Below are 13,906 nucleotides of genomic sequence, written 5' to 3' on the forward strand. Positions count from 1 at the left end.
ACTCAGTGCCGCCAACCTTCATATCCTGCCCCCTTCGCCCCGGTTCCGGTAGCCCTCCGTGATCTTTCACACGGGGGCACCGCCTGTGAGCCGAAACGCGAGTGCGGTAAAGCGTCTGCCTGCGGAAACCGTGCGGACCGCCTGGGCGATCGCCCGGCGGGAGCCGACCAGGACGACGAGCTTCTTGGCCCGGGTCACGGCCGTGTAGAGAAGGTTCCGCTGAAGCATCATCCAGGCACTCATGGTGACCGGAATCACCACGGCCGGATACTCGCTGCCCTGCGAACGGTGGATGGTGACCGCGTACGCGTGGGCGAGTTCGTCCAGTTCGTCGAAGTCGTACGGCACCTCCTCGTCCTCGTCCGTCCGCACGACCAGGCGCTGTTCGACCGCGTCCAGCTGGGTGACGACGCCGACCGTGCCGTTGAAGACTCCGTTGACCCCCTTGTCGTAATTGTTCCTGATCTGGGTGACCTTGTCGCCGACACGGAAGACCCGGCCACCGAAGCGCTTCTCCGGCAGGTCGGGGCGGGCCGGGGTGATGGCCTGCTGCAGGAGGCCGTTGAGCGAGCCCGCACCGGCCGGGCCTCGGTGCATGGGGGCGAGGACCTGCACGTCACGGCGGGGGTCCAGCCCGAACTTGGCCGGAATCCGGCGGGCCGCGACGTCCACCGCGACCCGGGCGGCGTCCTCGGTCTCCTCCTCGACGAAGAGGAAGAAGTCCGGGAGGCCTTCGGTCTTCGGCGGGGTGCCGGAGTTGATCCGGTGCGCGTTGGTGACGACGCCGGACTCCTGGGCCTGCCGGAAGATCCGGGTCAGCCGCACCGACGGTACGGGGCTTCCCGGGGCGAGCAGATCGCCGAGGACCTCGCCCGCGCCCACCGACGGAAGCTGGTCCACATCGCCCACGAGCAGCAGATGGGCCCCCGGTGCGACGGCCTTGACCAGCTTGTTCGCCAGGAGCAGGTCGAGCATGGAGGCCTCGTCGACGACGACCAGGTCGGCGTCGAGGGGCCGGTCCCGGTCGTAGGCCGCGTCGCCGCCCGGCTTGAGCTCCAGGAGCCGGTGGACGGTGGAGGCCTCGGCGCCGGTCAGCTCGGCCAGCCGCTTGGCGGCCCGGCCGGTGGGGGCGGCGAGGACGACCTTGGCCTTCTTGGCGCGGGCCAGCTCCACGATCGAGCGGACCGTGAACGACTTGCCGCAGCCGGGGCCGCCGGTGAGCACGGCGACCTTACGGGTGAGGGCGAGCCGGACGGCCTCCTCCTGCTCGGGCGCCAGGGAGGCCCCGGTCCGGTCCGCGAGCCAGGCGAGGGCCTTGTCCCAGGCCACGTCCCGGAAGGCGGGCATCCGGTCCTCCTCGGTCCGCAGAAGACGCCGGAGCTGCCCGGCCAGCGACAGCTCGGCCCGGTGGAAGGGGATCAGGTACACGGCGGTGACGGGCGTCCCCTCGGGCCCCGGGACCGTCTCCCGTACGACCCCCTCGGGGTCCTCGGCCAGCTCGGCGAGGCACTCGATGACAAGTCCGGTGTCGACCTGGAGGAGCTTCACCGCGTCGGCGATCAGCCGCTCCTCGGGGAGGAAGCAGTGCCCCTGGTCACTCGACTGCGACAGCGCGTACTGCAGGCCGGCCTTCACCCGGTCGGGGCTGTCGTGCGGTATGCCCACGGACTGGGCGATCTTGTCCGCGGTGAGGAAGCCGATGCCCCAGACGTCGGCGGCGAGCCGGTAGGGCTGGTTCCGGACGACGGAGATCGAGGCGTCCCCGTACTTCTTGTAGATCCGCACCGCGATGGAGGTGGAGACGCCGACGCCCTGCAGGAAGACCATGACCTCCTTGATCGCCTTCTGCTCCTCCCAGGCGTCGGTGATCTTCTTCGTCCTCTTGGGGCCGAGGCCCGGGACCTCGATCAGGCGTGCGGGGGCCTCTTCGAGGATGTCGAGGGTGTCCAGACCGAAGTGCTGCGTGATGCGGTCGGCGAAGACGGGGCCGATGCCCTTGATCAGACCGGAGCCGAGATAACGGCGGATGCCCTGGATCGTCGCGGGCAGCACCGTCGTGTAGTTGTCGACGGTGAACTGCTTGCCGTACTGCGGATGGGAGCCCCAACGCCCCTCCATCCGCAGCGACTCCCCCGGCTGCGCCCCGAGCAGCGACCCGACCACCGTGAGCAGATCCCCGGACCCGCGCCCGGTGTCGACGCGCGCGACCGTGTATCCGTTCTCCTCGCTGGCATAGGTGATCCGCTCCAGAACCCCTTCGACCACGGCCGGTCCCGGCCCACGACCCTCGTTGGACATGCCCCGACGGTAGCGAACACCTCGGACACCCCGCCGGGCCCTGTGGGCAACTCCCCTTCCGGGGCGCCGGGCTCACCCCCGCCACCCCCGCCGGTCAGGACGCCCGACGCGGGCGGGAGAGGTCTCCGCGGCGCTCTCGGCGTGCCGACGAAGGGGGCGGGTCGTAGCGTTTCCGGCATGAGTGAATCCTTCGAGAACGACGTCCTGGGCGAGCTCGGCGACGACCGGCTCCAGGAGATCGCCGGGCTGCTCGGCACCGACGCCGCCGGGGCCCAGGAGGTCGTGGGCAGTTCGGTGGCCGAGCTCTCCGGCGAGCTGCGCCTGGCGGCGGCCGAACCGGCCAGCGCTGACGAGGTGCGCGCCGCCGTCGAAGAGGTGACCTCGGCCGAGCCCCCGCTCCAGGGCGTCGCCGGCTTCGGCGGCCTCGCGGCGGGCGGCCTGATGGCCGGCGTCCTCGGCAAACTGGCCCGCCCGGCGGCGAACGCGATCGCGAAGAGGACCGGCATCCCGGCGGCCACGGTGACCCGAGCGGTGGACATCCTGATCCCGGTCGTCCTCGCGGTCATGACCAAGCGCGCGGCGACGAAGAAGAGCGGGGGCGCGGGGGCGGACGGCCTGGGCGACCTGCTGGGCGGCGGCCGCCGCTGACGCCGTGGGACACCGTGGGCACCCTCCGGGCAGTTCCCGCAGAGTCCCCACAGCAGGACGCACGCCGGTAGCATGTGGGAAAGGTGGGTGATCCTCCCACATGACCCACACGGAGGTGATCATGGGCGTGACCAACGTGGATGTGGACGACGACGTACTCGCCGAGGCCGCGAAGCTGCTCGGGACGACCACGAAGAAGGACACGATCAACACGGCGCTGGAAGAGGTCATAAGGCGACATCACCGCCGGGCGGCGTTCCAGCGTCTCGCGGAGCGCGGCGCGCGGGGGGAGTTGGAGCGCACACGCCGGGACTGGGAAGCCCGTAAGGCCGCCCAGCGCGGTGGGTACGCCGAGTGATCACGTACCTCGTCGACACCAGCGCGTACGTCCACCTCGGCACCGATCCCGCCGCACAGCGGCGCTGGGACGCCGAGATCGAGACCGGTGCCATCGGGATGTGCGAGGCCACCCGTACGGAGATCCTCTTCAGCGCCGTGAGCGCGGACGACCGTGAGGAGATCGACGAGGACCTCGCTGCCATGTTCGCGCCGGTGCGCGTCCCGAAGGACGCGTGGCGATGGGTGGAGTCCGCCCAGTACAAGCTGACGCAGAAGGGGCAGCACCGAGCGGCGGGCGTCGTGGACCTGCTTCTCTGCGCCACGGCGGTCCATCACGGCCTGACCCTCCTGCACAGGGACAACGACTTCGCCACGGTCGCCCGGGTCCTCAAGGAGGTCGAGCAGCAGGACGTGCGCCGCCCGGGCGAGTGACCGTCCACCCGCCGCACGCCCTCACACCGCCAGGAACCGCTCCAGCGTCTCCTCCAGGACCTCCACGCCGTTCCTCGCCCACAGGGCGTCGTTGAAGATCTCCACCTCCACCGGGCCCGTCCAGCCCGCCTTCTCCACCAGGTCGGCCCACGCCCGGAGGTCGATCGCGCCGTCACCCAGCTGGCCCCGGCCGGTCAGGACGCCGGCCGGGAGCGGGGTGGTCCAGTCGGCGAGCTGGAAGGAGTGGATGCGGCCCGCCGCGCCCGCGCGTTCCACCGCCGCCGGGGCCCGGTCGTCCCACCAGAGGTGGTACGTGTCGACCACCACGCCCACCTGCTCCGCCGGGAAGTGCTCCGCGATCGCCAGCGCCTGGTCGAGGGTGGAGACCGCGCAGCGGTCGGCGGCGTACATGGGGTGCAGGGGCTCGATGGCCAGGCGGATTCCGCGTTCGGCCGCGTAGGGGGCCAGGGCTCCGATGGCCTGGGTGATCTGGGCGCGGGCCGAGGACAGGTCCGGGTGGGCGGAGGTGAGGCCGCCGGAGACCAGGACGACGGTGTCCGTGCCGAGCGTGACCGCCTCGTCGATCGCCGTCCGGTTCTCCGCCTCCCAGCCGTCCGAGGTGAAGAAGCCGCCGCGGCAGAGGGTGGTGACGGTGAGGCCCGCGTCCCGTACGAGGTCGGCCGCCGCCTCGACCCCGTACTCCTGGACCGGTTCGCGCCACAGGCCCACGCCCCGGATGCCGAGGCGGAGGCAGTGGGTGACCAGGTCCGGCAGGGCGAGCTGTTTGACCGTCATCTGGTTGACGCTGAAGCGGTCGAGGTTCATCGCAGGCCTCCCTGGACGGTCAGGAGGGAGCGCATGCGCTCCTCGGCCAGCGACGGGTCCGGGAACAGGCCCAGGCCGTCCGCCAGTTCGTAGGCGCGCGCGAGGTGCGGGAGCGAGCGGGCGGACTGCAGGCCGCCGACCATCGTGAAGTGGTCCTGGTGGCCGGCCAGCCAGGCCAGGAGGACGACTCCCGTCTTGTAGAAGCGGGTCGGGGCCCGGAAGAGGTGGCGGGAGAGGGCGACCGTCGGGTCGAGGGTGGCACGGAAAGCGTTTACATCGCCCGTGTCGAGAGCCCGTACCGCCTGCGCCGCCAGCGGCGCCAAGGGGTCGAAGATGCCCAACAAGGCGTGACTGAAGCCCTGTTCGTCGCCCGCGATCAGCTCCGGGTAGTGGAAGTCGTCGCCCGTGTAGCAGCGGACGCCCTCCGGGAGGCGGCGGCGGAGTTCGACCTCGCGGCGGGCGTCGAGGAGGGAGACCTTGATGCCGTCGACCTTGTCGGGGTGCGCGGCGATGACCTCCAGGAAGGTCTCGGTCGCGGTGTCGAGGTCGGCCGAGCCCCAGTACCCGTCGAGCGCCGGGTCGAACATCGGGCCGAGCCAGTGCAGGATCACCGGCTCGCCCGCCTGGCGGAGAAGGTGACCGTACAGGTCGAGGTAGTCGTCCGGGCCCGCCGCGGCGGCGGCGAGTGCGCGGGAGGCCATCAGGATGGCCTGGGAGCCGGTCTCCTCGACGAGCGCGAGCTGTTCCTCGTAGGCCTTGCGGACCGCCACCAGTTCGGCGGGGCCGGTGAGTTGGTCCGTGCCGACACCGCAGGCGATCTGCCCGCCTACGGCCTTCGCCTCCGCCGCGCTGCGGCGGATCAGCTCCGCCGCCCCCGCCCAGTCGAGGCCCATCCCGCGCTGGGCGGTGTCCATGGCCTCGGCGACCCCGAGGCCCTGGGACCAGAGGTGGCGACGGAAGGCGAGGGTGGCGTCCCAGTCGACGGCCGCGGCCGAGTCGGGGGTGGTGTCGGCGTACGGGTCGGCGACGACATGGGCGGCGGAGAAGACCGCACGGGAGGTCAGCGGGCCGCCCCCGCTCAGGGCGAGGGGCTCGGTGCGGGGCGTGTACTCCCGTACGCCACCGCCGATCTCGGGCAGGCGGATCACAGGCTCACCTCCGGGACGTCGAGGCGGCGGCCCTCGGCGGCGGACTTCAGGCCGAGTTCGGCGAGCTGGACGCCGCGGGCGCCCGCGAGGAGGTCCCAGTGGTACGGCTCGCCGAGGGTGACGTGTCGCAGGAACAGCTCCCACTGGGCCTTGAAGCCGTTGTCGAACTCGGCGTTGTCGGGGATCTCCTGCCACTGGTCGCGGAAGGGCTCGGTCGCCGGGATGTCCGGGTTCCAGACCGGCTTGGGGGTGGCCGAGCGGTGCTGGACGCGGCAGTTGCGCAGTCCGGCGACGGCGGAGCCGTGGGTGCCGTCGACCTGGAACTCGACGAGTTCGTCGCGGTTGACGCGGACGGTCCAGGAGGAGTTGATCTGGGCGATGGCGCCGCCCTCCAGCTGGAAGATGCCGTACGCGGCGTCGTCGGCGGTGGCCTCGTACGGCTTGCCCTGCTCGTCCCAGCGGCGCGGGACGTGGGTGGCGACCTGGGCGGTGACAGAGGTGACCCGGCCGAACAGCTCGTGGAGCACGTACTCCCAGTGCGGGAACATGTCGACGACGATGCCGCCGCCATCCTCCGCACGGTAGTTCCAGCTGGGGCGCTGGGCGTCCTGCCAGTCGCCCTCGAAGACCCAGTAGCCGAACTCGCCGCGCACGGACAGGATCTCGCCGAAGAAGCCGCCGTCGATGAGGCGCTTGAGCTTGAGCAGGCCCGGCAGGAACAGCTTGTCCTGGACGACGCCGTGCCTGACGCCCTTCTCCGTGGCGAGCCGGGCGAGCTCCAGGGCGCCCGCGAGGTCGGCGGCCGTCGGCTTCTCGGTGTAGATGTGCTTGCCGGCGCGGATGGCCTTGGTGATCGCCTCGGCGCGCGCGGAGGTGACCTGGGCGTCGAAGTAGATGTCGATGCTGTCGTCGGCGAGGACGGCGTCGAGGTCGGTCGACCACTCGGTGAGGCCGTGGCGCTCGGCGAGCGCGCGCAGGGCGGGCTCGCGGCGGCCGACGAGGACCGGCTCGGGCCAGAGGGTTTCGCCGTTGCCGAGGTCGAGGCCGCCCTGTTCGCGCAGGGCGAGGATCGAGCGGACGAGGTGCTGGCGGTATCCCATGCGTCCGGTGACGCCGTTCATGGCGATGCGGACTGTCCTGCGTGTCACGAAAGGTTCCTCTCCCCGGTGTTCCGCGCCCCGATAGAAAGCGCTTTCCATCGACGATGACGCTAGCCTGCCGACATCGCCGTCGACAAGGCCCTGGAGGTACGCACACGATGACCGTCACCCTGGCGGACGTGGCCGCCCGCGCACGGGTCTCACCCGCCACCGTCTCCCGCGTCCTCAATGGCAACTACCCGGTCGCCGAGTCGACCCGCGAGCGGGTCCTGCGAGCCGTGGACGAGCTGGACTACGTCCTCAACGGGCCCGCCAGCTCGCTCGCCGCCGCCACCTCCGACCTGGTCGGAGTCCTCGTCAACGACATCGCCGACCCCTTCTTCGGGATCATGGCGAGCGCGGCACAGAGCGCCATCGGAGAGGGCACGTCGGGACGCGGCGGCGGCGAGAAGCTCGCCGTCGTCTGCAACACCGGCGGCTCCCCCGAACGCGAGCTGACCTACCTCACCCTGCTCCAGCGGCAGCGGGCCGCGGCCGTGATCCTCATGGGCGGCTCCCTGGAGGACCCCGGACACCTGGCGGCGACGGCGGCCAAGCTGGCCAAGCTGGCGGAGGCGGGAACCCGCGTCGTGCTGTGCGGGCGGCCGCCGGTCACCGGCGACGGGAACGCGGCGGCGCTCGTCTTCGACAACCGGGCCGGCGCGCGGCGCCTCACCGAGCACCTGCTCGAACTCGGCCACCGGCGCATCGGTTACGCCGCGGGCCCGGCCGACCGGACGACGACCCGGCACCGCCTCGAAGGCCACCGCGAGGCGCTCGCGGCGGCGGGCGCGACGGAGGGCCCGACGGTCCACGGCGCGTACGACCGGCAGGCCGGTTACGAGGCCACGGCCGAGCTCCTGGCCCGCGACCCGGACCTCACGGCGGTCGTCGCCGCCAACGACACGGTGGCCCTCGGCGTCTGCGCGGCCCTGCGGGAGCGGGGCCTGTCCATCCCGGGCGACGTCTCCGTGGCGGGCTTCGACGACCTGCCCTTCTCGGTGGACGCGGTCCCGTCCCTGACGACGGTCCACCTGCCGTTGCACGAAGCGGGGGTACGGGCGGGCCGCCTGGCGATGGGCACGGAGGAGCCCCCGGCGACCGGCCTGGAGCGGGTCCCGGCGGAGCTGGTGGTACGGGGGTCCACGGGGCGGCCACGGGCGCGCGCCCTGCCCGCGACTGCGGACGCAACGCCCTCCACATAGCGTTCACTTCCATTCCATTGCAACGCAACGAAGCCCGGTCATTGCGTTAGCTTCAGAACCGTTGCAACGAAATCCCTGCCTCTACCTGCACCGATGCCGATTTCGCGCAACGAACACATTGCTAGACCTATGAACGCAACGTAGCTTTTCCTTCATCGGAAACGGCGGGCCCGAGAGTGGGCCCGCCTCAAGAAGGAGAAGAACCTTGCAGAAGTTCGCCGCCACCGCCGCGATCATCACCGTCCTCGACATCCCCGCCGGCCGCATCCAGCTCATCGCCGCCGACCGTGACGACGCCACGGTCGACATCCGGCCCGCGAACCCCGCCAAGTCCGCCGACCTGAAGGCCGCCGAGCAGGTCTCGGCCGAATACGCCGACGGCGTCCTGCGGATCGCCGCCGCCCCGGCCAAGAACCGGCTCCTGGGCGACTCCGGATCGGTCGAGGTGACCGTCCAGCTGCCCGCCGGCTCCCGCATCGAGGCGAAGACCGCCGCCGGTGACCTCCGCGGCGTCGGCCGCCTCGGCGACGTCACCTTCGACGGCGCACAGGGCACCGTCACCCTCGACGAGACCGCCACCGCCCGCCTCACCCTCCTCGCCGGCGACATCACCGTCGGCCGCCTCGGCGGCGCCGCCGAGATCAGCACCCAGAAGGGCGACCTCCGCATCACCGAAGCCGTCACCGGCTCAGTGGTCCTGCGCACCGAGTCCGGCGCGATCACGGTCGGCGCCGCCCGCGGCGTCTCCGCCACCCTCGACGCCCGCACCGCCTACGGCCGCCTCCACAACGCCCTCACCAACACCGACGGCGCCGCCGCCGGCCTGAACATCCACGCCACCACCTCCTACGGCGACATCACCGCCCGCAGCCTCTGAACCGCTACGGTGGCACCTTTCTGACCAAGATCATCATCGACCAACACCGAGGACGGACAAGAAGAATGAGTACCACTCAGAACTACAAGGCCGCCGAGCAGCTTCTGCGCCGTCCCGCCAGCCCGGGCGAGCTCGTCGTCGGTGACAAGGTCAGGCCGCAGTGGATCGACGGGGGCGCGCGCTTCTGGTACGCGGTGAGCAACGGGGTCGGCAGGCGGTTCGTGCTGGTCGACCCGGCGGCGGGCACGCGTGGGCCCGTCTTCGACCACGCCCGGCTGGCCGCCGCGCTGGCCGGCGCCGCCGAGCAGCAGGTCGACCCCGAGGCCCTGCCGTTCATAGGCATCGAACTGACCGAGAACGACGTGAAGTTCGTGGCGTTCGGCGCGTACTGGCGCTGCGACCTGGACAGTTACGTCTGCGAGCCGGCCGAGTTCACCGCCCCGGGCAACCCACTCGACGTGACCTCGCCCGACGGCAAGTCGGCGGTCTCCCAGCGGGGGCACGACCTGTGGGCGCGGTCGCTGTCCGACGGCCGCGAGTGGCCGCTGACCACCGACGGCGCCCCGGATCACGCGTACGGTCCGGGCCCCGCAGCGACCGGCAACGCCGCCCTGCTGCGCAAGCTCGGCGTGCCCTACCTGCCGCCCGCGGTGGCCTGGTCGCCGGACTCGACGAAGGTCCTCGCGCACCGGACGGACGAGCGTGAGGTCCGACAGACCCACCTCGTGGAGGCCAGGCCCGCCGACGGCGGCGCGCCGCTCCTGCACACCCAGCGGTTCGCGTACCCCGGCGACGAGCACCTGCCGCAGGCCGAACTGGTCGTCCTCGACGTCGCCGAGGGCACGGTGGTCCGCGCCCAGGCCGAGCCGCTGATCATGACCCACGTGTCGCCGATCACCGTCAAGTGGGCCTGGTGGGCCGCGGACGGCTCGGCCGTGTACTTCCTCGCCCGGCCCCGGGACCAGCACTCCCTCACCCTGAACCGCCTCGACCCCGTCACCGGCGAGGTCACCACCGTGATCAGCGAGACCGGGGCGACCCGGGTGGAGCCCAACCAGTGGATGACCGAGCCGCCCATCGTGCGCGTGCTCGCCGACGAGGTGCTGTGGTTCTCGCAGCGCGACGGCTGGGGCCACCTCTACCGCTACGACCTGCACACCGGCGAGCTGCTCGGGCAGGTCACCTCCGGGCCGTGGCTGGTGCGGCAGATCCTGCGCGTCGACGAGGCCGAGCGGGTCGTGTACTTCACCGCTTCCGGGCTCGTCGACGAGGACCCCTACCGGCGCACGGTGTGCCGGGTCGGCCTGGACGGCTCCGGCTTCGCGAAGCTCACCGACGACACGCTCGACCACATCGCGACCCTGCCGGAAAGCCCGTACGACCAGGAGTACTTCATCGACTCCGCGTCCACCGTCGACACGGCCCCGGTCACCACGGTCCGCGACTGGACCGGGCGGGTGCTCGTCGAGCTGGAGCGCGCCGACATCACCAAGCTCGCCGCCACCGGCTGGACCGCGCCGGAGCGGTTCCGCGTGAAGGCGGCCGACGGCGAGACCGACATCTACGGGGTGCTGTACCGGCCGCGGGACTTCGACCCCACCAAGCGCTACCCGGTGATCGACAACCCCTACCCCGGCCCGCAGGTCAACCGGGTCGCCCCGTGCTTCGACCCCGGTGGCATGGGCATGGACGCCGAACCCCTCGCGGCACTCGGCTTCGTGGTCATCGCGCTCGACGGCCGGGGCACCCCGGGACGGAGCAAGGCCTTCCACGACGCCTCCTTCGGCCGGCTGGCCGACGCGGGCTCCCTGGCCGACCACGCCGCGGCCCTGCCGCAGCTGGCCGAGACCCGGCCGTGGATGGACCTGGACCGGGTCGGTGTCCTCGGCCACTCCGGAGGCGGGTTCGCCGCGGCGCGGGCGATGCTGGACTTCCCCGAGGTGTACAAGGTCGGGGCCGCTCTCTCCGGCTCCCACGACGCCCGCTCCTTCAACGCGGGCTTCGTCGAGTCCTACGACGGCACGGACGACACCGAGGCCTGGGACCGGACGTCCAGCCTGGACCTCGCCGACCGGCTGGCGGGCAAGCTGCTGCTCATCCACGGCGACATGGACGACCAGGTCCACCCGCACCAGACCCTGCGGCTCGCCGACCGGCTGCTCGCCGCCGGCAAGGACTTCGAACTGCACGTCGTGCCCGGCGCCGAGCACACCTTCATCGACTGCCTGGCCCATGTCCGCACCCGCTGCTGGGACTTCCTGGTCCGCGAGCTGATGGACACGCTGCCGCCCGCCTACCGCCCCGCGCCCATCGTCATCGGCCCCGAGCTGCTCGCCGACATGTTCGCCTGAGCACTGACTCGACGAGGGCGCAGCCCGTCGGAGCCCACCACGGTGGGGCTCCGACGGGCTACTTCCGCGGGGTCAGGCCCGTCGCCGCCAGGACCGCGTCCACCGTCTCCTCCACCGTCAGGTGCGCGTTGTCGATCCAGACGCCCTCGTCCGAGAGTTCCGTGCGCATCGCCTCGTCCAGGAAGGCCCAGTCGGTCGTCAGGCGCTTGTCCCGGGCGTTGTTGCGTTCCCAGGCCTTCTCCGGGCCCGGAGCCAGGAAGACCGGGTACAGCGGGCCCGTCTTCGCCTGGGCGCGGTAGTAGTCCAGATGGGAGCGGCGTACGACGACGTCGTCGAGGACCGGGAGGAAGCCGGCCGCCGTGAAGCTGTCCGCGAGCAGGCAGGCGTTGCGGGCGCGCAGCAGGATCTGGCGGTCCGCCTCCCGGTCGCCGTCCGGGCTCGGCCAGTGGCAGCCGCTCACGATCAGGGCCTGGAGCCCGTCGACCTCGATGTGCGCCGCCCGGGCGAAGCGGGCCGCGAGGGCCGCCGCGACCGTGGACTTGCCGCTGCCCGGGATGCCGCTCAGGAGGACGGTGCCGGGGGCGGGTTCGGGGGAGTCGACGGTGATGTGCTCGAAGGTCATACGGGCGTTTCCTCGCTGTTCGTACGCCGTGCGTCGCTGTTCGTACGCCGTTCCTCGCCGAGGGGACGGCCGGACGACGATACGGGCACGGGGTTCGCCGGGGCGAGGGGATTCTTCTCCGACCGGCGACCCGGTGCGAAGGACGTCAGGGCCACTCCGCCGACCAGGAGCGCCGCCGCGCACCAGCGGGCCGGGCTCACTCCCTCGCCCAGGACGAGCGCCGCCGAGGACATGCCGAAGACGGGGACGAGGAGGGAGAAGGGGGCGACGGACGAGGCCGGGTAGCGGCGCAGCAGCCAGCCCCAGGCCCCGAAGCCGAAGACGGTCGTGATCCAGGCGACGTAGACGATGACTCCGGCGCCGGTCCGGTCGAGGCCGCGCAGGGCCGCGAGGTCGCGTTCCGGGCCCTCCAGGAGGAGGGAGAGGCCGAGCAGCGGCAGGACGGGCACGGTGCTGACCCAGACCATGAAGTTGAGCGCGTCGGGCGGGGAGGCCTTGCGGGTCAGGACGTTGGAGACGCCCCAGCAGGCCGCCGCGCCGATCACCAGGGCGAAGCCCCCGAGGGACCCGGTCCCGCCCTCGTCGGCCGCCGTCACGCCGATGCCCACCAGGGCGACCCCCATCCCCGCCACCTTGAGGCGGCCGGGGCGTTCACCGAGCGCGGCGAAGGCGAAGAGGGCGGTGAAGACGGCCTGGACCTGGAGGACGAGGGAGGAGAGTCCGGCCGGGGCGCCGAGGTCCATGCCGGTGAAGAGCAGCCCGAACTTGGCGACGCCGAGGACGAGTCCGACCGCCAGGATCCACTTCCAGGCCACGGTGGGCCGGCCCACCAGGAACACGGCGGGCAGGGCGGCGGCGAGGAAGCGGAGGGCGGAGAAGAGCAGCGGCGGGAAGTGGTCGAGGCCGATCTCGATGACGACGAAGTTGACTCCCCAGACGGCGGCGACCAGGGCGGCGAGGGCGAGGTGGGCGGGGCGCATGCTGTCGAGCATCGCCGCCCCGACCGTTTAGCACCAGCACGGACTTCTTCATGATGGGATGTAGTGATGCTTCATCCATTCGTCCCGCGCATCGAAGAGGAGGACGCACCGTGCTGGATCTCGGCCGTCTGCGCGCCCTGCACGCCGTCGCCGTCCACGGCAGTGTCGGCGCCGCAGCCACCGCCCTCGGCTACACGCCGTCGGCGGTCTCCCAGCAGATCGCGAAGCTGGAGCGCGAGACGCGTACGACCCTGCTGGAACGCAGCGGCCGGGGCATCCGGCTCACCGACGACGCCCATCAACTCGCCGCCACCGCAGGGCAGTTGCTGAAGCTCGTGGAGGAGGCCGAGGTGCGTCTCGAAGAGCGGCGCGGCCGGCCCGCCGGGCGGCTCGCGATCGGCTGTTTCGCGAGCGCGGCGCGCGGTCTGATGCCCCGGGTGCTCGCGGAGCTCGGCCGGGCCCACCCCGATGTCGACGCCCGCCTCTCGGAGGTCGACCCGCACGTCTCGATCGACCTGGTGGCGCGGGGCGTGATCGATCTGGCGGTCGCGCACGACTGGGACATCGCCCCGCTGCCCGTGCCGCCGGGGGTCGAGCAGGCGGTGATCGGCGACGACCTGTGCGACATCCTCGTCCACCGGGACCATCCGCTCGCGGCGCGGGACTCGGTGCGCCGGGAGGAGCTGGCGGCGGAGCGGTGGATCTCGCAGCCGCCGGGGACGGTCTGCCACGACTGGCTGACGCGGACGCTGCGGGAGACGGGCTTCGAGCCGCTGATCGTGCATCAGGCGGAGGAGAACCACACACAGGTCGCCCTGGTCGCGGCCGGACTGGGGATCGCGCTCGTGCCGCGCCTCGGGCGCGGGATGCTACCGCCGGAGGTGGCGCCGGTGCGGCTCGACCCGATGCCGACGCGCCGTCTGCACGCCATGTGGCGGACCGGGGCGGCGCGGCGCCCGGCGATCCGGGAGGCGGTCCGTACGCTCCAGGAACTCTGGCCCGGGATCGCCGCCGTGGGTGATTCGTGCGCGGGTCCTTGACC

General features: G+C 72.0%; 13 protein-coding genes. 7 read left to right on the forward strand and 6 right to left on the reverse strand.

What is annotated here, in order from left to right; all coding sequences use genetic code 11:
• Positions 1 to 66: 66 nt before the first annotated feature.
• On the reverse strand, positions 67 to 2,298 hold the full coding sequence (locus OG514_RS07270; protein ID WP_266892061.1) for an ATP-dependent RecD-like DNA helicase: 2,232 nt from the start codon (positions 2,296 to 2,298) through the stop codon (positions 67 to 69).
• Between the two features lie 177 nt (positions 2,299 to 2,475).
• Between OG514_RS07270 and OG514_RS07275 the strand changes: the two genes are divergently transcribed.
• From OG514_RS07275 to OG514_RS07285, 3 genes are all read left to right on the forward strand, one after another.
• Positions 2,476 to 2,946, forward strand: coding sequence for a DUF937 domain-containing protein (locus OG514_RS07275; protein ID WP_266892063.1), 471 nt, complete (start codon positions 2,476 to 2,478; stop codon positions 2,944 to 2,946).
• A 121-nt stretch (positions 2,947 to 3,067) separates the two neighbouring features.
• Positions 3,068 to 3,304, forward strand: a complete 237-nt coding sequence (locus OG514_RS07280) for a type II toxin-antitoxin system VapB family antitoxin (RefSeq protein WP_266900775.1) — start codon at positions 3,068 to 3,070, stop codon at positions 3,302 to 3,304.
• A complete protein-coding gene (locus OG514_RS07285; RefSeq protein WP_266892065.1) occupies positions 3,301 to 3,717 on the forward strand; it encodes a PIN domain nuclease in 417 nt (138 codons plus the stop codon). Before OG514_RS07280 ends, OG514_RS07285 begins: the two co-directional genes overlap by 4 nt.
• 21 nt (positions 3,718 to 3,738) lie before the next feature.
• Here the strand turns inward: OG514_RS07285 and OG514_RS07290 are convergent, their stop codons facing one another.
• Genes OG514_RS07290 through OG514_RS07300 form a run of 3 tightly spaced genes read right to left on the reverse strand, consistent with a single transcriptional unit; the run spans position 3,739 to position 6,838 of the window.
• Positions 3,739 to 4,542 (reverse strand): sugar phosphate isomerase/epimerase, encoded by an 804-nt coding sequence (locus tag OG514_RS07290; protein ID WP_266892067.1) that lies wholly within the window; start codon positions 4,540 to 4,542, stop codon positions 3,739 to 3,741.
• The gene (locus OG514_RS07295; protein WP_266892069.1) at positions 4,539 to 5,690 is read right to left on the reverse strand and encodes a dihydrodipicolinate synthase family protein; all 1,152 of its coding nucleotides are present in this window, start codon (positions 5,688 to 5,690) and stop codon (positions 4,539 to 4,541) included. The genes OG514_RS07290 and OG514_RS07295 overlap by 4 nt, the downstream gene beginning before the upstream one ends.
• On the reverse strand, positions 5,687 to 6,838 hold the full coding sequence (locus tag OG514_RS07300; protein WP_266892071.1) for a Gfo/Idh/MocA family protein: 1,152 nt from the start codon (positions 6,836 to 6,838) through the stop codon (positions 5,687 to 5,689). The genes OG514_RS07295 and OG514_RS07300 overlap by 4 nt, the downstream gene beginning before the upstream one ends.
• Before the next feature lie 110 nt (positions 6,839 to 6,948).
• Between OG514_RS07300 and OG514_RS07305 the strand changes: the two genes are divergently transcribed.
• The 3 genes from OG514_RS07305 (at position 6,949) to OG514_RS07315 (ending at position 11,262) form a co-directional block, all read left to right on the forward strand.
• The gene (locus tag OG514_RS07305; protein WP_266892073.1) at positions 6,949 to 8,034 is read left to right on the forward strand and encodes a LacI family DNA-binding transcriptional regulator; all 1,086 of its coding nucleotides are present in this window, start codon (positions 6,949 to 6,951) and stop codon (positions 8,032 to 8,034) included.
• Positions 8,035 to 8,239: 205 nt separating this feature from the next.
• Positions 8,240 to 8,911 (forward strand): DUF4097 family beta strand repeat-containing protein, encoded by a 672-nt coding sequence (locus tag OG514_RS07310; RefSeq protein ID WP_266892074.1) that lies wholly within the window; start codon positions 8,240 to 8,242, stop codon positions 8,909 to 8,911.
• 65 nt (positions 8,912 to 8,976) lie between these two features.
• The gene (locus tag OG514_RS07315) at positions 8,977 to 11,262 is read left to right on the forward strand and encodes a DPP IV N-terminal domain-containing protein (protein WP_266892076.1); all 2,286 of its coding nucleotides are present in this window, start codon (positions 8,977 to 8,979) and stop codon (positions 11,260 to 11,262) included.
• Between the two features lie 58 nt (positions 11,263 to 11,320).
• Here the strand turns inward: OG514_RS07315 and OG514_RS07320 are convergent, their stop codons facing one another.
• Both OG514_RS07320 and OG514_RS07325 read right to left on the reverse strand, forming a co-directional pair.
• Entirely contained in the window at positions 11,321 to 11,884 is a 564-nt protein-coding gene (locus tag OG514_RS07320) for an AAA family ATPase (RefSeq protein WP_266892078.1), read from the reverse strand.
• Positions 11,881 to 12,864, reverse strand: coding sequence for an EamA family transporter (locus OG514_RS07325; protein WP_266892080.1), 984 nt, complete (start codon positions 12,862 to 12,864; stop codon positions 11,881 to 11,883). Before OG514_RS07325 ends, OG514_RS07320 begins: the two co-directional genes overlap by 4 nt.
• 110 nt (positions 12,865 to 12,974) lie before the next feature.
• Here OG514_RS07325 and OG514_RS07330 point away from each other — a divergent pair, with 110 nt between their 5' ends.
• Positions 12,975 to 13,904 (forward strand): LysR family transcriptional regulator, encoded by a 930-nt coding sequence (locus OG514_RS07330; protein WP_266892081.1) that lies wholly within the window; start codon positions 12,975 to 12,977, stop codon positions 13,902 to 13,904.
• The last annotated feature ends 2 nt before the right edge of the window (positions 13,905 to 13,906 follow it).

The sequence above is a fragment of the Streptomyces sp. NBC_00572 genome, from assembly GCF_026341815.1.
GTDB lineage: Bacteria > Actinomycetota > Actinomycetes > Streptomycetales > Streptomycetaceae > Streptomyces.